Origin of the sequence: Rheinheimera aquimaris (assembly GCF_020531985.1) — a bacterium.
Classification (GTDB): Bacteria; Pseudomonadota; Gammaproteobacteria; order Enterobacterales; family Alteromonadaceae; genus Alishewanella; species Alishewanella aquimaris.
Genome location: NZ_JAJAVQ010000003.1, coordinates 628006 through 646316, shown reverse-complemented (window position 1 = coordinate 646316; position 18311 = coordinate 628006). Strand labels below are relative to the sequence as shown.

The following is an 18311-nucleotide window of genomic DNA, read 5'->3' as shown; positions in this document are numbered from 1 at the left end:
AGTAAATCATGGATAAAATAATCAAAATAATGTCTGGCACAATCCAGCGCACAGTACTGTGCTTTGCAGCCTTAATGCTATTTTCAATACCTGCGTCAGCAGTGCCACTGTTATATGACGTGCGGTATAACCCGCTACTAACCGGCGAGACAGAAATAGAGTTCATCTTTGATGAAGAGCTGTATGCTGACCCGAGTATTCAGGTATTTAATGAACCTGCAAGGATTGAGCTGTTCTTTAACGAATCTGATTATGAAGAAAAGCTGAGCGAGGTTCTGATTGATAAATCCGGTGTAAAACGAGTGACTTCAGAGTTTGAAGGTGATGGTTTTAAAACTGTGATTTATTTGGATTATCTGAAGATTTACCGTACCCGGGTTCGTGGTAACGTGTTCTATATCCACATATCAGATAACCCTACGTCTGATGCAGTAGGTCAAGCTGCAGACGTTAAGCCGACTTACATCAACCGTGTCAATGCGATAGATTTCCGTCGCGGAGATAAAGGCGAAGGCCGGGTGCTGGTGTTTCTGCGCGACAACACCGCAGCGGTTGATGTGAGCGAGCGTTTGGGCAAGCTGGAAGTTGAGTTTCACAACACAGACATTTTAGATGAGTTGTTGTATCAACTCGATGTTGTCGATTTCGGTACTGTCGTTAAAGGAATTGAAACTTTTAAAGAGGGGGCTTCAACCAGGCTTGTAATAGACACAACGGCTGAATTCACTTTTACCTATCAGCAAATTGATAATATTTTCACGCTGAACGTAGAACGCGATACTACGAATCGCAGCATTTTGGGCGGTGGTAAAGAGTATAAAGGCCGCGCGATATCGCTGAACTTCCAGGATATTCCTGTCAGGACAGTGTTGCAGATTATCGCTGACTACAATGGTTTTAATCTGGTGACCAGTGATTCAGTAACCGGAAACATTACTCTGCGGTTAGACGGCACGCCTTGGGATCAGGCGCTGGACATTGTTCTGCGCGTCAAAGGGCTGGATAAGCGGATGGAAGGTAATATCCTGATGGTCGCGCCAACAGATGAACTGGCAGCCAGAGAAGCCCGGGAGTTAGAAGCAAAACAAACAGTCGCTGATCTGGAGCCGCTGTATTCAGACTTCCTAGCGGTAAATTATGCTAAGGCAGCCGATATTACCAAGCTACTGAGCAATAAAGATGCGACTTTGTTGTCATCACGTGGCTCAGTTAACGTAGACGACCGCACCAATACTATTTTGATAAAAGATACTGCGGCGAATATTGAGAACGTCCGTAAACTGATTGAAAGACTTGATATTCCTGTACGTCAGGTACTTATAGAATCGCGCATGGTGACCGTACGCGACAGCGTTGCGGATGAATTAGGCATTCGCTGGGGCTTTAGTGATCAGCAAAGTAGCGGCAGCTCAAATCAGGGCACATCAGGTACCGCTGGCGGCGCCAATAGTATTGCTAATGGCTCAATACCATCTTTGGATGATCGCTGGAATGTTAATTTGCCAACCACAAGTGCGGCAGCAGGTAGCATTGCCTTTCATATAGCCCGTTTAGCCGATGGTACCTTGCTGGATTTAGAGCTGTCAGCATTGGAGCAAGAGAACAAAGGCGAGATTATTGCCAGCCCGCGTATTACCACCGCTAACCAGAAAGAAGCCCGTATCGAGCAAGGTGTAGAGATACCATATGTGCAGGCGGCATCAAGCGGCGCGACAACCGTTGAGTTTAAAAAAGCTGTACTGAGCCTGACCGTAACGCCACAGATTACACCTGACAACAAAATTATTCTGGACTTGGTGATTACGCAGAACACCAAAGGCGAAACGGTGCAAACCCCTACGGGGCCAGCTACAGCAATTGATACCCAGCAAATCCAAACTCAGGTTCTGGTTGATAACGGTGAAACCATAGTACTTGGTGGTATTTACCAGCAGCAGATACTATCGACGGTGACTAAAGTACCTTTCTTTGGCGATATTCCTTATGTTGGAACGCTATTCAGAACTACCCGTGATGTGAATGAAAAGAATGAACTATTAATTTTTGTCACACCGAGAATTATTTCTGACGGGCTTTAACATCTATCACAGTGGTTGCTGCTTTGGCTGCAGCAACCACTGGTTCAGAATTAGCTTGCCAACAAAAGGCTATTCCTGACATAATTCAGCGCTTCAAATTTTCGTGGGAGCCTTTTGGTCCTTGAATTTAACTTTTCACTGAGTTAGCTGATTAGTAATACAACTTATGGCAGAAAAACGTAATATCTTCCTCGTCGGCCCTATGGGCGCTGGTAAAAGCACAATAGGCCGGCACTTAGCAGACATGCTTCACCTTGAATTCTACGATTCAGATCAGGAAATTGAACGCCGCACTGGTGCAGATATTGCTTGGGTGTTTGATTTGGAAGGTGAAGAAGGCTTTCGCGTACGTGAAGAAAATGTCATCCAGGATCTGACTGAGTTGCAGGGCATAGTTCTGGCAACAGGTGGTGGTTCTGTATTGAGCAAGGAAACCAGAAATCGTCTGTCTGCCCGAGGTATAGTGGTTTACCTGGAAACACCGATAGAGAAACAGGTAGCACGTACACAGCGCGATAAAAGACGGCCTTTGTTGCAGACTGAAGAAGCACCGAAAGAAGTACTGGAAAGATTGGCTGCAGAGCGCAACCCACTGTATGCTGAGATAGCTGATTTTACTGTACGCACTGATGAGCAAAGTGCACGTGCGGTAGCCAGCCAGATTATTGATCAACTGGGTTTTTAATTTCATTTCGACAGGGGGCTGCCGATGCAAAAAGTTGAAGTACAACTTGGCGAACGCAGCTACACCATCTCTATAGATGACAACTTTCTCGGCCTTGATCCTGCGTTGGCAGCGAAGCAGCAAGTTGTCATTATTTCTAACCCAACTGTCGCCCCTCTTTATTTATCCAAAGTTGAGGCGTTGTTTCAGTCTGGTTCTGTACAACACTTTCTGCTGCCCGATGGCGAAGCTTACAAAACGCTAAGTTCTTTTGAACAGGTGTTAGGTTTTCTGCTTGAACAGCGGATGTCACGTGACGTGCTGTTGGTTGCACTGGGTGGCGGTGTAATCGGTGATCTGACCGGCTTTGTAGCTGCGTGTTACCAGAGAGGCGTAGCTTTTCTGCAAATTCCAACGACATTACTGTCTCAGGTTGATTCTTCAGTAGGTGGCAAAACCGCTGTAAACCATCCGCTTGGCAAGAACATGATTGGTGCATTCAAGCAGCCGGCACAGGTGCTGATTAATACTGCAGCGTTATCTACGCTGCCAGCCCGCGAGTTTGCAGCAGGCATGGCAGAAGTCATTAAGTATGCCCTAATCAGTGACGCAGCCTTTTTTGACTGGCTGGAACAACATCAGAAAGACATAGTCGGATTGAAACCAGAGACGCTGGCACAGATGATACAGCATTGCTGTCAGATGAAAGCTGACATCGTCAGTCGGGATGAGACTGAGCAGGGGGATAGGGCGCTGCTTAATCTCGGACATACTTTCGGCCATGCTATCGAAGCATGGCTGGGCTACGGTGAATGGCTACACGGAGAAGCCGTATCGGCAGGTATGGTGATGGCTGCAAAATTAGCATTATCCCGCGACGCCATTAGTGAGCAGCAGCTGCAGAGAATCTGTGCTTTATTAACCGCATTTGATTTACCGATAGCCCCGCCAGCCAATATGAACATTGATGATTTTATGCCTTTTATGAAAACAGACAAAAAGGTGCGTAACGGCAGTATGCGATTTGTGCTACCAACCGCTTTCGGTAGCACGGCGGTAGTAGATGATGTATCTGAAGCTGAATTAATAAGGGTGTTTGCCGATGGACATAACTGATTTACAGGCTCGTCTGGCGCAATTGGATCATTTATTACCGTCACAGCGTGAATGGTTGGATAGGTTACTGTTCCAGCTGGCGTTTAATGATAATCAGCAGATCAATATACTGGGGGCTTCCGGCAGTGGAAAGTCAACCTTAGCACTCGCTATCGCTGAGCTACTGTCTGGACAGTACAACATTGCGTTACTCGATACCTCGGTTAATAAAGCGTCAGCAACTCAGCAGCTAATGCAACAGTGGTTTGGGCAGCCTGGTGATGCTTCAATTCCTATTACTGAGCAGGTTGCTGTTACTGAAGATCAATTGCCACTGGCTGTGATCATCGACGATGCAGAGCGTTTCCCACCGGAACTTATTCAGCAGCTAAGCTCATTACCTAGCCTGGTGTTGTGTTTCTCTGCCCAGAGTTTAGATGCCGCCGGGCTGACGTTAACATTGAATCGTATTACCGCAGATGATGCTGAGCAGTTATTGCGCCATGATGGGTTAAACAGCATTGAAATAGCTGAGCGTCTGGCAAGAGCAGACGGCGATATGCATCAGCTGTTGCAGCCTGTTGAGCCAGACCATCGCGATGAAACAACGGCTGTTGCGGCAGAAAAGCATGCACTGCTTAAAAAGCCGGCCCTTTTGGCATCGTCAATTGCCGTGTTGCTGGTGTTACTGCTAATTGTTTTCTGGCCATCGCAGAAGCAACCTGCGCCGCCGGTACGGATACCGGTAGAACGTGCGCCGGCTCCAGCATTACCGGTTGAAGTCCCCGATTCAGAAGCGAATATTGAAGATACTGCTATAAATAGCACTGTTAACCCAAGCACAGAGCAAGCTGAAGCCGAAGTTTCTGCTGAAACTGCAACTGAGCATGGAGGTGACTCTGAAGCATCAGCGTTGCCGGAGCCTGTGGTCAATACAGTACAGAGCGAGACTACGGACACAGCAATAGCCTCAGAAGAAGCGGTTTCTTCGCCAGCTGTAACGGACACTGCCGAGTCTGACAGCACAACATTTGGATACGATGAAAGTAAATTACTGTTGTTACAAAAATCGCAAGTTGCGGTTCAATTAGCGGTGCTGTCCAGTGATGCAGCATTAGCGCGCTTTAAACGTGCATATCCTACAGTGGAAGCATTAAGTTACCAGCGTAGCTGGCAAGGTAAGATGCAACTTGTACTGGTATTAGCGCCTTTTGATAATGCGTCAGATGCCAAGGCCGCAATGTCGGAGTTGCCTGCTGCACTGCGTGCATCAGGTCCTTTTACGAAAACAGTTAAAGCTATTCAAAGTGAAATTAACGCCAGGCAGTTAAGTTTGCAATCAGGTCAACAGGATTGATTGCTTAGGATGGCAACTGGACAGAAGTGTCGTGCCTTTTTGAAGTGGGCAGGCGGCAAATATAATCTGGTACAAGCAATATCTGCTCACCTGCCGGATAGTTCTGTATTAATAGAGCCTTTTGTTGGCGCTGGCTCAGTGTTTCTAAACACTGATTACCCCCGTTATCATTTGAACGACATCAATGCAGATCTGATTGGCCTGTATCAGTTGTTGAAAACAGAGCACAGTCGTTTTATTGCTGACGCCAGAAGTTTATTTTCGGCACAGACTAATCAACGTGACGCGTATCTGCAGTTGCGTCAGCAGTTTAACCAGAGTTCCGACAATTATGAACGGGCTTTATTGTTCCTGTATTTGAATCGGCATGGCTATAACGGTCTGTGTCGCTACAATCTGTCGGGAAAATTTAATGTTCCGTTTGGCAGTTATAAAAAGCCATATTTCCCGGAAGCGGAGTTATTATTTTTTGCTGAAAAAGCACAAAAAGCTGAGTTTAGTTGTGTTAGCTACCAGGACGTTATGTTGCAAGCGAAAGCAGGCGATGTAATTTATTGCGATCCGCCTTATGTGCCACTTAGCAAAACAGCTAGTTTTACCAGTTATGCCAGCCAGGGGTTTGATTTGAATGATCAGGCTCAGTTGGCAAATCTGGCAGAGCAGGCACAAAACCGCGGTGTGGCCGTCGTTGTTAGTAATCATGATACAACCTGGACCCGAAAAATATATCAGCAAGCGGTACTACATAGCGTGCAGGTTGGCCGGTCTATCAGCCAGAAAGGGTCAAGCAGAGGTAAGGTTGCTGAGCTGTTCGCGGTATACCAGGCTATGCCAGTGCCCAGGTTACAACAGCTAGCAGTAACGCCACAAAAAGCAGGGTAAATATTACACCGGCTATTATAAATGGTAATGGCGAAGTGGCAGAAAAGTCGCGCTGACGTTGTTGCTCTGACTGCACACCCACCATAGCACCTAACACTGCCTTAATGATTTGTATCAGACCAGGCTTATGTTCAGCCATTAGCTTTTTTGTGTTGGAGAGAGTCTGCTTAGTAATTCAAGCAGGTCAATAAAATGGAACTGGGTAGAGCGGCTTTTGCCCTGGAACCAACTGTACCAACTTTGCTGGCCAGAACTTATACATTCCTGTATTGATGCCGCTTCTGCATGACACTGACCGCCGTGCAATGCAGAGGGTATGACAAAACAAATGGTACTGGCGGTGATGCCAGCTGAAATAAATACTGCTTTTAATAGCTTGGTAAATTTCATGTTAAATCCATTTGTTTTTTAAAACGCTCAAATAGTAAAACAATCAGCCTGTTGATACAAGCTGATTGTTTATTAAACAGATAAAAATGTTCTGGCCGGTACAAAAGCTCTTTAGATCAGAAACTTTTTGAAATAGAAAAGATAACGCGGCTATCTGCCAGATAAGAACCGTCGATATCGGTGTCTACATAGGCAAGGCTTAAACCGGCACCCAGAACTTCAGTGCTGACGCCTACACTCCAGTCCAGATAACTGGCGCTGCTGTCATCATATTCATTCTGACCGACATGCAGATCAAGGCTCAGATTATCCATCAATGCATAGCTGTAGTTTGCATAAATGTAAAAAAAATCTCCGCTGTTGGCATAGTAATCGTCGCTGTATGCCAGGCCGAAAGTGAGGTCTTTGTATGATAAAGAACCATACACTTCCCAGAAGTTTGAGCCATCGATTTCCGTGTTGGGGTAGCCATAACGCATAATACCGACATCGGTTGACCAATCTTCATTGATAGAACCGCTCCAACCCAGCAGAACATCCAGCTCCAGTGTACCTTCTGCGAGAAAATCTACGTTAGAACCCCATACCGACAGATAAAAGCCTGACTCATCAGTCAATGACAAACCGCCTTGCAGCGCAGGTGCTTCTTCTGTCTGAGAAATACCGCGGAATGCATAATCTGAGGTAATCGTTATGTCGCCGCCCAGTTCAATGGCACTAGCAGTAAAACTGCTGACTGACAGTCCAAGTAAAAACATACTACTTACTAACGTTTTCATTTTTGTTGATGTTTTCATTTTATTTGCCTTTTTCTCTGTTCCCTGCCGATCTTGTTCCAAGATATATGCCAGCTGAAATACTATAGATTAATCATTTACTTATGATTATTGACTACACTTGTTGTAAATAGCTTGGGCTGAGTTGGTGCGGTTTTGCTCGTTTTTTGTGCAGGGTGGGTTGTTAGTGTCTTCGTGCTTTTTTATGGCAAATTCAGTACAGTCTGCAGCTGGCTAACTTTAGGAAAAACGCTATGCAACCGTATTTAATTGCCCCTTCGATTCTGTCTGCTGATTTTGCCCGGCTGGGAGAAGAGGTTGCCGCAGTTATACAGGCTGGTGGCGATGTAGTGCACTTCGATGTTATGGACAACCACTATGTGCCTAACCTGACCATGGGACCTATGGTATGTCAGGCACTGCGAAACTATGGCATATCAGCGCCAATAGATGTGCACTTGATGGTGGAGCCGGTAGATGCTTTGGTGCCTCAGTTTGCTGCAGCAGGGGCCAGTATTATCACCTTCCATCCGGAAGCTTCCCGCCACATTGATCGAACTTTACAGCTTATCAGGCAGCAGGGCTGTCAGGCTGGTCTGGTGTTTAACCCGGCTACGCCACTAAGCTATCTGGATTATGTGTTAGATAAAATTGATGTTGTGCTGTTGATGTCAGTAAACCCAGGGTTCGGTGGTCAGAAATTTATTCCACAGACCCTTAATAAAATTGCAGCTGCCCGCAAACTGATTGACGACAGCGGTCTGTCGATAAAGCTGGAAGTCGATGGTGGAGTGACTGCAGATAATATCGCAGATATTGCGACAGCAGGCGCCGATATGTTCGTTGCAGGTTCGGCCATATTCAATGCAGAAGATTATAAAGACGCAATCGAAACGATGCGGCAACAACTGGCAAAAGTAGCGCGCTGAGCCGCTTTTTTACTGTTGCAAAAAGTTGATACGGTTATAATGCAGCACTTCTTTCCGGTAGTTGCCGGTTAACGTTATAAATACAGTCTTAAATGGATACAACTATGAGCAATAAGCCAATTGTACTAAGTGGCGCACAGCCGTCTGGCCAACTGACGATAGGAAATTATCTGGGCGCTTTGCGGCAGTGGGACAAAATGCAGGACGACTATGATTGCTTATATTGTATTGTTGATCTGCACGCTATAACTGTCCGGCAAGAACCTGCAGCACTACGCAACGCGTCGCTGGACAGTCTGGCACTGTATTTAGCTTGTGGTATCGATCCTAACCGCTCGGCGGTATTTATGCAGTCTCATGTGCCGGAACACAGCCAATTGGCCTGGGTGCTTAACTGCTACACCCAGTTTGGTGAACTCAGCCGGATGACCCAATTTAAAGATAAGTCCGAGCGTCATACGCATAATGTTAATGCGGGTTTGTTCACTTATCCGGTGTTAATGGCGGCAGATATTTTACTGTATCAGGCTAATCAGATCCCTGTGGGGCATGATCAGAAACAGCATTTGGAGCTGGCGAGGGACGTTGCTATGCGGTTTAACGCTTTACATGGTGATATTTTCACCGTGCCTGAGCCGTTTATTCCGCCAGTAGCCGCGCGAGTGATGAGCCTGCAGGATCCGACCAAGAAAATGTCAAAGTCGGACGAAAACCCGTGGAACTTCGTCGGCTTGTTGGAAGATCCGAAGATGATCAGTAAAAAGTTTAAAAAGGCGATGACAGATTCTGAAGATCCACCAAGAGTGCGTTTTGACCTGGACGCTAAACCGGGTGTAGCCAATCTGCTTAGCATTTTAAGCGGTGTGACCGGTAAAACTATTGCGGCATTGGAAGCGGAGTACGAAGGAAAGATGTACGGCCATTTAAAAGGTGATGTCGCCGATGCAGTAATTGCTTTACTGGAGCCGGTGCAAAAAACCTTCGCAGAATTGCGTGCCGATCAGACGACCTTAACCAATGTTATGCGCGCTGGAGCCGATAAAGCCCGTAGCCGGGCGGCAGTCACTTTAGCACGTGTTAATGAAGCCGTGGGTTTTGTTCTGCCTTGATCAGATATCATGTTGTTATTGATTGATAATTATGATTCTTTTACCTATAACCTGATGCAGTACTTTGCTGCATTAGGTCAGCAGGTTATGGTGCGGCGCAATGACGATATCAGCATTACGCAGATCAAAGCGTTGGCACCGCAATATCTGGTTATTTCTCCGGGCCCCAAAACGCCGGATGACGCCGGTATATCTCTAGATGCGATTGAACAGTTTGCCGGTAAATTACCTATTTTAGGTGTTTGTCTGGGGCATCAGGCTATTGCACAAGTGTTTGGCGCAAAAGTTGTGCCTGCCAGACAGGTTATGCACGGTAAGAATAGCCTGATACAGCACAATAATACTTCGGTGTTTCAGGGGCTTGCCAACCCGCTGGATGTAACTCGTTATCACTCTTTGGTTGCCGAGCGACACTCTATACCTGCGGAGCTAGAGCTAACGGCCTGGACGGTTGTGGACGATAACCCTGACGAAGTGATGGGGCTGCAGCACCGGGCTATGGCGTTGCATGGTGTGCAATTTCACCCGGAAGCTATTCTCAGCCAACAGGGTAAGCAATTGCTGGCAAATTTCCTGCACTGTGCCAACTGACATCACGCTGTTGTTGACTGCGTGTACAAGGCACCGCAGTATGACGCTGTATATGGCAATAAACTAATGGAACCAACTGAACGTGATAACTTCTTCGATGCCAGTCACTGATAGCCTTGTGCAACGCTTTTTTGATCAGTTAATTGGCGTGAACCCTGATAAAAAACGGCTGGGGTATCAGATCCGGGCCGGCCAGCCGCAATCTGAGCGCACCTTATTGGACATTGAAGCTCAGGCGCAAAAGCAGCGAATGGCGGGTGCTCAGGCAAAAGCACAGTTTACTGAATTTGCGCAAGCGCATTTACACGATGAAGTATCAGACGAGCTGGTGCGCCGTTTACATAATATTGAACATGTGATGGCATCGTTGTTTGACCCCACAGACGCATATTATCGGGTGTTGGATGTACTAAGCGGTAGAACTGTTACAGTAAATAAACTGGACCCTTTGGTTAGCCGGGTGCCATGGTTAGTTGAAGATTTGCTGCGCTTGGTTAATCAGCCTCAGTACCGTAACCGCACATCGTCAGGCGCAATGGTGAAGGATATTAAAACGGCGTTGCGGTTTCTAGGTGTTGAAAGTTTGCAGCTTATTCTACCGGTGTATGCCATGAAACGGATGATGCCGCACTCTACTGACCCTTTTACTGGCCTGAAAAGCCGGTTATGGGACTATTCACTGGCGGTAGCGATTGCTGCTAAGCGGCTGGCAGAAGACAGCCCGGAGCATCCTTACAACGCGTTTTGCGTTGGGTTATTTCACACGCTGGGGCATGCGGTTGTTACGCGTAATTACCTACGCACCTACCAGCAGGTCAGGCAGCAGCAGTTATTGCAAGCCCGTGAAAGTCGGGATGTGCAGCTGACCGATGCCCTTGACAGTCTCGAACCGGATGGCAGCTTTTTGTCTGAAAGCTTCAATGAGTTTGCTGCGGTACTGAGCGCTGACATCACTTCGCGTTGGCAGCTCGACACGTTGCCGCTTTGCCAGACCCTGGACCAGCTTGCAGAAGGGGCTGGTTTTGCCGGTAGTAGTCCGCTGGCGCGCTTGGTGCAACAGGCTCAGGTTTACGTGCAATGCCGTGAGTTAAAACAGCGCCAGCAAGTCAGTGAGGATGAAGCTAAAGCCTGGTTTGCGAGTGTGCAGCTTAGTTCCGACAGTATTCAGATACTCAGACAGACTAATCTTAAACGGCTGGGCGTTGAAATTTAATAAAAAAATCTGTGCCATAAACATGCAACTGTCAGTGTTAACCAGTTAATCATCATTTTACGGCTAAATGTCGGGTGAGGTATCACTTCAGAGAGGCTTGGCAAAAAGCTGGAGTGTATTGTTGCTGCGTACTTATTCAGTTCACATGCAAATCTATCTGTAGCCCTTGTTTTTTCAGGCTTTGGGCACTTTGTATCCGCAAGACAACATCAATTTAATCTGCAATAATGCTGTTCACTTAGGTTTAATAAACAGCTGATGATTCAGTTCAGAACAATATCCCAGGCAGGGAAAAGGAGTGAAAAATGACCGGTGAGTTACAGGTAAATCGCGCTTTATTTGATGAGGTAATGGTTCCTAATTACGCCCCTGCAGGGGTTATCCCGGTTAAAGGTAAAGGCTCCCGTGTTTGGGATCAGCAAGGCCGTGAATATGTTGATTTTGCCGGTGGCATTGCAGTGAGCAGCCTTGGGCATTGCCATCCGGCTCTTGTCGGTGCATTAACGTCTCAGGCCGGCAAGCTGTGGCATTTAAGTAACGTCATGACGAATGAGCCAGCGCTTCGCCTGGCAAAAAAGCTGGTTGATGCAACGTTTGCTGAAAAGGTCTATTTCGCCAACTCGGGTGCAGAGGCCAATGAAGCTGCATTTAAACTGGCCCGGCGTTGGGCGCTGGAACAATATAGTGCAGAAAAAGACCAGATCATTTCGTTTGGTAAAAGTTTCCATGGTCGTACATTTTTCACCGTCACAGTCGGCGGGCAAGCCGCGTATTCAGACGGTTTTGGCCCTAAACCCGGTGCTGTGCTACATGCAGAATTTAATAATCTGGATAGTGTCAAGGCGCTGATATCTGACAAAACCTGTGCCGTGGTATTAGAACCTATTCAGGGAGAAGGCGGCATTATCCCTGCGACAAAAGAATTTATTGAAGGTGTGCGTGCACTTTGTGACCAATACAAGGCGCTGCTGATAATGGATGAGGTTCAGACGGGCGTTGGCCGTACCGGCAAGCTGTATGCGTATATGCATTATGGCGTAACGCCGGATATTCTGACGACAGCGAAATCGCTTGGCGGTGGTTTTCCTGTTGGCGCCATGTTGACTACTACAGATATTGCTAAGCACCTTAAGGTAGGGACCCATGGCAGCACTTATGGGGGCAACCCGCTGGCATGTGCCGTAGCTGAAGCGGTAATTGACACCGTTAATCAGCCGGAAGTGCTGACTAAGGTGCTGCAAAGTGAAAAGTTGTTCCGACAGCATCTGGCGGCAATAAACGAGAAATACCAGGTGTTTAGTGAAATTCGCGGCCAGGGCATGCTGCTTGGCGCTGTGCTGAACGACAAGTTTAAAGGCCGTTCACGCGAATTTTTCCTGGCATCAGCGGATCAGGGGTTGATGGCACTGGTTGCTGGCCCGGACGTAGTGCGCTTTGCTCCGTCTCTGGTTATTACAGACGCTGATATTGCTGAAGGCATGCAGCGTTTTGAACAGGCGGTTAAACAGGTCGCCACTGCGTGATTTAACAGAAATTAAGCAGCGTTAAGACTGCATAAAATGAAGCTACGGGGCGAAAGCCCCGAAAACTATAAAGCAAAAATGGAGTAAGCGACGATGATGGTGATTCGCCCAATCCGTGCGGATGATTACCCTGCGCTGTATGATATTGCAGTGGAGTCAGGCCACGGTTTTACTTCACTGCCGGTCAACGACGAGCTGCTGATGCGCAAAATCAGCCGCTCGGAGCAGTCATTCAGTAAGAACGTCAGCGGTCCCGGTGATGAGGGGTACTTATTTGTACTGGAGGACACCGAAACCGGCGAAATTTGTGGTACCAGTGCCCTGGAAGCTGCGGTAGGCTTGGATGATGCGTTTTATCATTATCATTTGGGCAAGGTCGTTCACAGCTCACGTTCACTCGGGGTATATAAAACAGTAGACATACTGACGCTGTGTAATGATTACACGGGTGTTAGTGAATTATGTACCTTGTTCCTCAGAGAAAAGCGGCGGGAAAAAAACAATGGCCGCTTGCTGTCAAAAATGCGTTTTTTGTTTTTGGCAGAGTTTTCTTACCGTTTCTCTGAGCGGATCATTGCCGAAATGCGCGGTGTATCAAATACCGATGGCAGTTCGCCGTTCTGGCAGTGGTTGCAGGAACACTTCTTCAGCGTTGATTTCCCTACAGCAGATTATCTGACTGGCATAGGCCAGAAGGTATTCATCGCGGAGCTGATGCCGAAGTACCCTATTTATGTTAGTTTGCTGAGCAAACAGGCACAGGCCGTTATTGGCCAGGTACACGAAAAAACAAAGCCGGCGTTGGCGCTGTTGCAGGCTGAAGGCTTTTCCAGCCGGGGGTATGTTGACATTTTTGATGCCGGCCCGACGGTTGAAGCGCGGGTAGAGCATATTCGCTCAGTGCGGAACAGCAAGCGTTTACAAGTGCTTATCGGTGAAGTGAAGCAAGGCCAGCCTTATATGATTAGTAACACGCAACTTGAAGGTTTCCGGGCAACCTGGCTGGAGCTGGATGTTAACGAACATAGCGAGCATGTCACTTTACCTGCTGCAGTTGCTGCTGCGCTGGATGTTAATGCGGGTGACTGGGTGAGGGTGAGCCGTATTTGAGCGGCCAGCCAGGGTTTAACAGAGGTATATAATGAAACACGCAGAACAGTTTATTAATGGTCAATGGGTGCACGGAGATGGCGCACAATTTAACTCTCTTGACCCGGCAAAAAATGTACAGATTTGGCAAGGTAATGCTGCAACCGTGCAGCAGGTTGAACAAGCCGTTGAGAGTGCTCGGCAGGCGCAGTACCACTGGGCTGGCTTGAGCTTTGAGCAGCGTGTGGAAGTGGTTAAAAAATTTGCCGCTTTATTAAGTGATAATAAAGAAGCCATGGCATTGTCAATCGCACAGGAAACCGGTAAAGCGCTGTGGGAAGCCCGCACAGAAGTGGCGGCTATGGTTGGCAAAATAGATATCTCTGTACGGGCTTATCAGGAAAGAACAGGCAACAAAGAGAATCCGATGCCACAGGGCCGGGCTTTTATCCGCCACAAACCACACGGCGTAGTGGCCGTTTTTGGGCCTTATAATTTCCCTGGTCACCTGCCAAATGGCCACATAGTGCCAGCGCTACTGGCTGGTAACGCTGTGTTGTTTAAGCCTTCAGAGCTGACACCGAAAGTGGCGGAAGATACAGTGAAACTGTGGCAACAGGCTGGCATTCCTGCCGGTGTGTTAAGTTTGTTACAAGGTGAAGTTGACACCGGCAAGGCCATCGCAGGTCATGACGGCATTGACGGTATTTTCTTTACCGGCAGTTCGCGCACCGGGCATTATCTGCACCAACAGTTCGCTGGCCGGCCAGATAAAATTCTGGCGCTGGAAATGGGCGGCAACAACCCGCTGCTGGTGCAAGATGTCAGTAACATCGATGCAGCTGTGCATGATATCGTGCAATCCGCGTTTATCTCTGCTGGTCAGCGCTGCACTTGTGCCCGCAAACTTTATTTGCCTGTTGGTGAGCAGGGTGATGCTATTCTGGCGCGGCTACTGGAAGTGAGCCGCAACATTAAAGTGGGAGTGTATGATGCCCAGGAACAGCCGTTCATGGGCTCTATGATTTCTGTCGCCGCAGCCAAAGCCATGTTAGCAGTGCAGCAGCAACTGGTTTCACTTGGCGGTGAAGTGCTGCTGGAAATGCAACAACCCAATCAGGAAACTGCGTTGGTAACACCGGGTATTATTGAATGCACAGCAGTAAAGGATTTCCCGGATGATGAACACTTTGGCCCGCTGTTGAAAGTGTTCCGTTTTAGCGACTTTGATCAGGCTATCGACAATGCTAACAGTACTAAGTTTGGATTGTCTGCCGGTCTGCTCAGTGATAGTGCCGAGTTGTATCAGCATTTCTTCCGCCGTATTCGCGCTGGTATTGTTAACTGGAACCGGCCTATTACCGGAGCCAGTTCAGCTGCGCCTTTTGGTGGTATAGGTGCCAGTGGTAACCACAGAGCAAGTGCATATTATGCTGCCGATTATTGTGCTTATCCGGTTGCTTCAGTCGAGCTGGAGCAGGTGGTGATGCCGGAGCAATTGTCGCCAGGGCTAAGTTTCTAAGCAGACACAAAATAAATCTTATCGGGGCGTTCGCCCCGATTTGTTTTCTGAGCTGCTTTTTGCTTAAATAACTAAAACTTATTGGTGTTCCCACCAGCAGCCAGGTGTAAAACAACTTATGGTCACAGACAAACCCGGATATGAGCATTTGATCCAGTTTCTGACAGAGCATTTATCGTTGTTTGAGCAAAGCGGCAGTGGGGAAACGGATAAGACGATAGGCGTGATACTGGAAGAGTCTATCGCCGAACAGATCATTAATCTTTGTACGCAGCACACCGAGCTGGAAATGAATCACCGCAGTATGATTATTCGCGAAGTTGATGGCATCATGTATGACTTTCAGGAGGTATTGTCGGGCGTGCTGGAAAAAAAAGCTACAGCCCAACAAGCCGAACTCATCAACGAAATTTCGCTATTAATCAAAAACCTGTTTGATAACGCCATCGCCGATTTACTCGATTAATCACAACACATCAGCAAATTTGCTAGATACCTGCGTCGCTTTTACGTAGAATATCGGCCTTATTTTTCTGGCCGGGGGCTATGATGGAAGCGAAAGTCAAGTGGCACGACAATAATACCTTTATCGGTCATTCCGGTAGCGGGCACGCCGTCGTTTTTGACGGTAATAAAGATAACAGTGTTGCGCCCAGCCCAATGGAAATGGTGTTAATGGCGGCCGGTGCTTGTTCCTCAGTGGATGTGGTTAGTATTTTACAAAAAGCCCGGCAGCAGGTAGTTGATTGCGAAGTGCAATTGAGTGCGGAACGTGCTGAGACCATACCCAAAGTGTTTACCAAGTTGCACCTGCATTTTGAGGTAACTGGCTTTAGTTTAAGTGAGAAGCAGGTTGAACGTGCAGTGCAGCTGTCAGCGGAGAAGTACTGTTCTGTATCTATTATGTTATCTGGCAGTGTTGCGGTGACGCATTCCTTTAGTGTGAAGGAATCTGCGCTGAAGCCATCAGCACAGCAATAGTTGTTATTTAGTTTACAACCGGCAAGCGGTTTTTTGCGGAGACAATGTTAAGTGGTTAAACCTTTTGAAAAATTGAAACTACACGGGTTCAATAACCTGACGAAAAGCCTGAGTTTCAGTCTTTATGACATTTGCTATGCTAAAACTGAGCAGCACCGGCAAGAGTACATTGAGTACATTGATGAACAATATAACGCTGATCGCCTGACAGACATTCTGACTGAGGTGACCGATATTATCGGCGCTAATATTTTGAATGTGGCACGGCAAGATTATGATCCACAGGGTGCGAGCGTAACAATACTGGTTAGTGAAGAGCCGGTATTGGTTGATCCGGATAACTCTGAGAATCCTGGCCCCCGTCCGGACGCTGTAGTCGCGCATCTGGATAAAAGTCATATCTGTGTACATACCTATCCCGAAGTGCACCCACATGATGGCATCTGTACTTTCCGGGCCGATATTGAGGTATCAACCTGCGGTATTATATCGCCGCTGAAAGCGCTGAACTTTTTGATCCACAGTTTTGAGTCTGACATTGTTACTATTGATTATCGGGTAAGAGGGTTCACCCGCGATATCAGTGGTACCAAGCACTATATCGATCATCCTATTACGTCGATACAGAACTTTATGGATGACGATACCAAGCGCGCTTTCCAGATGATCGACGTTAACGTTTATCAGGAAAACCTGTTCCATACCAAGATGATGCTTAAAGAAGCTGACCTGAATAACTATCTTTTCGGTATGGGCACGGATTCGATGACGGCTGAAGAGCAGAAAACGATCAGTAAAAAAGTGTTCCGCGAAATGCGTGAGATTTTTTACGGTCGCAATCTGCCTGATATGAAGTAAATTGTGTTTATGGGCAGCTGTTTTAAGGCAGCTGCTCTTCTGCCCACTGCACCGCCGAGTTATAGCACTGGGCGATCGAAATTTCCTGAGTCGTTGTTAGTGGAATACAGTCCTGCCAGTTGCCTTTTTCATAGTTATTAACCATCGTAAGAAAATTAGCCAATAGCCCGCAATTGTCGTTCAGGGCTTGTAGTATTTCATCAGATAGCGGCAGCTTGGCGGTGATCTTTGCCATGGGCATATCGAAAATGGCATCTAATAGTGACAGTATGCCTGTCAGAAATGCAGCATCGCTCAGTTTCGGGTAAGCATTCATACACAGCAACTCACAGAATCTGCCGCGTACCAGCGATAGCTTAGCCAGTTCCAGTGGTTTACTGTCGTTCATCTGTGTGACAAATAGCAGCGACATACACTTATAGAGTTCTTTTTTTCCTAGTAAAACAACTGCCCTCTTTATTGAGTCGATTGGTTTTCCCCGTTTAAACTTTGCAGAATTTGCATACTGCAGTAGCCGGAATGCCAACTGAACTTCTTGCTCAAGAATTTTGGTGACTTTATCAAAGTCTGGCTCGGGGACCATCAGCACTTGCATTAATTGCAACACAACCAACTGAGGAGCCGACAGCGTTCGGCTTTTCAGAACTTCAGGTCTGGCAAAAAAGTAGCCCTGAAAATAACTAAAACCCAGTGCTTTATAGTGTTGAAACTGTTCATGGGTTTCAACCCGCTCAGCAAGCAGTTTAATCTTTGGATAAGGCTGTATGGCTTTTATCAGCTCGGCGATATGTACGTCACTGATTTGCTGAATATCTACCTTAATAATGGCGATGTACGGAAAAAAATTTATCCAGTCCGGGTGTGGGATATAGTCGTCCAGTGCAATCTGATAACCTTGCTTATGCAGCTCAATGCACTCAGCCAGAAGTTTCTTGCCGGGGCGAAGTGTTTCCAGTACTTCAATCACCAGAGTCTCTGTTGGTAGTAAGCTTGGGTGTTTTTTGACCAGACTGTCGAAAGTAAAATTGATAAAGCACTTTTTGCCGGCTGTCAGGTCATCCACTAAACCGCCGATGAAACTGCCATCAATTAACCGGCTTGTCGCTTCATTAGGGCATACCTCCGGAAAGATATTCTCCTGGCTATCACGAAACAGCAGTTCATAGGCAAACAAAGTGTTATCAGCATTGAAAATGGGTTGTCTTGCAACGTAAAAGTCCCGCATTCAGGCCTCACATATTCTGTCGTGTATGG

The 18311-nt window shown here is 47.2% G+C and carries 19 protein-coding genes; 15 read left to right on the top strand and 4 right to left on the bottom strand.

All coding sequences use genetic code 11. From position 1 onward, the window contains the following. Positions 1-74: 74 nt before the first annotated feature. From LHL18_RS12195 to LHL18_RS12175, 5 genes are all read left to right on the top strand, one after another. Positions 75-2078: a type IV pilus secretin PilQ gene (locus LHL18_RS12195; RefSeq protein ID WP_226767284.1), complete on the top strand. Its 2004-nt coding sequence runs from the start codon at positions 75-77 to the stop codon at positions 2076-2078. 166 nt (positions 2079-2244) lie between these two features. Continuing rightward, complete coding sequence (aroK, locus tag LHL18_RS12190; RefSeq protein WP_134052014.1) at positions 2245-2763, top strand: shikimate kinase AroK; 519 nt, start codon at positions 2245-2247, stop codon at positions 2761-2763. 24 nt (positions 2764-2787) lie between these two features. After that, positions 2788-3858 carry a 3-dehydroquinate synthase gene (gene aroB / locus LHL18_RS12185; RefSeq protein ID WP_226767283.1) on the top strand — a complete coding sequence of 357 codons (1071 nt, stop codon included), beginning with the start codon at positions 2788-2790 and terminating at the stop codon, positions 3856-3858. After that, positions 3845-5194, top strand: a complete 1350-nt coding sequence (locus tag LHL18_RS12180; protein WP_226767282.1) for an SPOR domain-containing protein — start codon at positions 3845-3847, stop codon at positions 5192-5194. Before aroB ends, LHL18_RS12180 begins: the two co-directional genes overlap by 14 nt. Before the next feature lie 9 nt (positions 5195-5203). After that, complete coding sequence (locus LHL18_RS12175) at positions 5204-6076, top strand: Dam family site-specific DNA-(adenine-N6)-methyltransferase (RefSeq protein WP_134052007.1); 873 nt, start codon at positions 5204-5206, stop codon at positions 6074-6076. On the opposite strand, the gene LHL18_RS12170 is transcribed toward LHL18_RS12175, so the two are convergent. The 3 genes from LHL18_RS12170 to LHL18_RS12160 form a co-directional block, all read right to left on the bottom strand. After that, positions 6021-6161, bottom strand: a complete 141-nt coding sequence (locus LHL18_RS12170; RefSeq protein ID WP_230819260.1) for a DUF2970 domain-containing protein — start codon at positions 6159-6161, stop codon at positions 6021-6023. The two genes, LHL18_RS12175 and LHL18_RS12170, sit on opposite strands and share 56 nt — an antisense overlap. Before the next feature lie 53 nt (positions 6162-6214). Then, entirely contained in the window at positions 6215-6466 is a 252-nt protein-coding gene (locus LHL18_RS12165) for a hypothetical protein (protein WP_226767281.1), read from the bottom strand. Between the two features lie 116 nt (positions 6467-6582). Next, positions 6583-7263, bottom strand: a complete 681-nt coding sequence (locus LHL18_RS12160) for a TorF family putative porin (RefSeq protein WP_134052001.1) — start codon at positions 7261-7263, stop codon at positions 6583-6585. A 233-nt stretch (positions 7264-7496) separates the two neighbouring features. Here LHL18_RS12160 and rpe point away from each other — a divergent pair, with 233 nt between their 5' ends. The 10 genes from rpe to speD all read left to right on the top strand — a co-directional run bounded on the left by rpe (position 7497) and on the right by speD (position 17057). After that, on the top strand, positions 7497-8171 hold the full coding sequence (gene rpe / locus LHL18_RS12155; protein ID WP_226767280.1) for a ribulose-phosphate 3-epimerase: 675 nt from the start codon (positions 7497-7499) through the stop codon (positions 8169-8171). 104 nt (positions 8172-8275) lie between these two features. Beyond that, complete coding sequence (trpS, locus tag LHL18_RS12150) at positions 8276-9280, top strand: tryptophan--tRNA ligase (RefSeq protein ID WP_226767279.1); 1005 nt, start codon at positions 8276-8278, stop codon at positions 9278-9280. Between the two features lie 9 nt (positions 9281-9289). Then, positions 9290-9871, top strand: coding sequence for an anthranilate synthase component II (locus tag LHL18_RS12145; protein ID WP_134051995.1), 582 nt, complete (start codon positions 9290-9292; stop codon positions 9869-9871). Positions 9872-9989: 118 nt separating this feature from the next. Next, entirely contained in the window at positions 9990-11084 is a 1095-nt protein-coding gene (locus tag LHL18_RS12140; protein ID WP_226767278.1) for an HDOD domain-containing protein, read from the top strand. Positions 11085-11389: 305 nt separating this feature from the next. After that, complete coding sequence (locus tag LHL18_RS12135) at positions 11390-12607, top strand: aspartate aminotransferase family protein (protein ID WP_226767277.1); 1218 nt, start codon at positions 11390-11392, stop codon at positions 12605-12607. A 93-nt stretch (positions 12608-12700) separates the two neighbouring features. Beyond that, positions 12701-13717, top strand: coding sequence for an arginine N-succinyltransferase (gene astA / locus LHL18_RS12130; protein ID WP_134051991.1), 1017 nt, complete (start codon positions 12701-12703; stop codon positions 13715-13717). A gap of 31 nt (positions 13718-13748) precedes the next feature. After that, complete coding sequence (gene astD, locus LHL18_RS12125) at positions 13749-15218, top strand: succinylglutamate-semialdehyde dehydrogenase (RefSeq protein WP_226767276.1); 1470 nt, start codon at positions 13749-13751, stop codon at positions 15216-15218. 118 nt (positions 15219-15336) lie between these two features. Next, positions 15337-15684 carry a DUF3802 family protein gene (locus tag LHL18_RS12120; RefSeq protein ID WP_134051987.1) on the top strand — a complete coding sequence of 116 codons (348 nt, stop codon included), beginning with the start codon at positions 15337-15339 and terminating at the stop codon, positions 15682-15684. An 83-nt stretch (positions 15685-15767) separates the two neighbouring features. Further along, a complete protein-coding gene (locus tag LHL18_RS12115; RefSeq protein ID WP_134053545.1) occupies positions 15768-16199 on the top strand; it encodes an OsmC family protein in 432 nt (143 codons plus the stop codon). A 51-nt stretch (positions 16200-16250) separates the two neighbouring features. After that, complete coding sequence (speD, locus tag LHL18_RS12110; RefSeq protein ID WP_134051985.1) at positions 16251-17057, top strand: adenosylmethionine decarboxylase; 807 nt, start codon at positions 16251-16253, stop codon at positions 17055-17057. 22 nt (positions 17058-17079) lie between these two features. On the opposite strand, the gene LHL18_RS12105 is transcribed toward speD, so the two are convergent. Further along, positions 17080-18282 carry an EAL and HDOD domain-containing protein gene (locus LHL18_RS12105; protein ID WP_226767275.1) on the bottom strand — a complete coding sequence of 401 codons (1203 nt, stop codon included), beginning with the start codon at positions 18280-18282 and terminating at the stop codon, positions 17080-17082. Positions 18283-18311 lie beyond the last annotated feature (29 nt).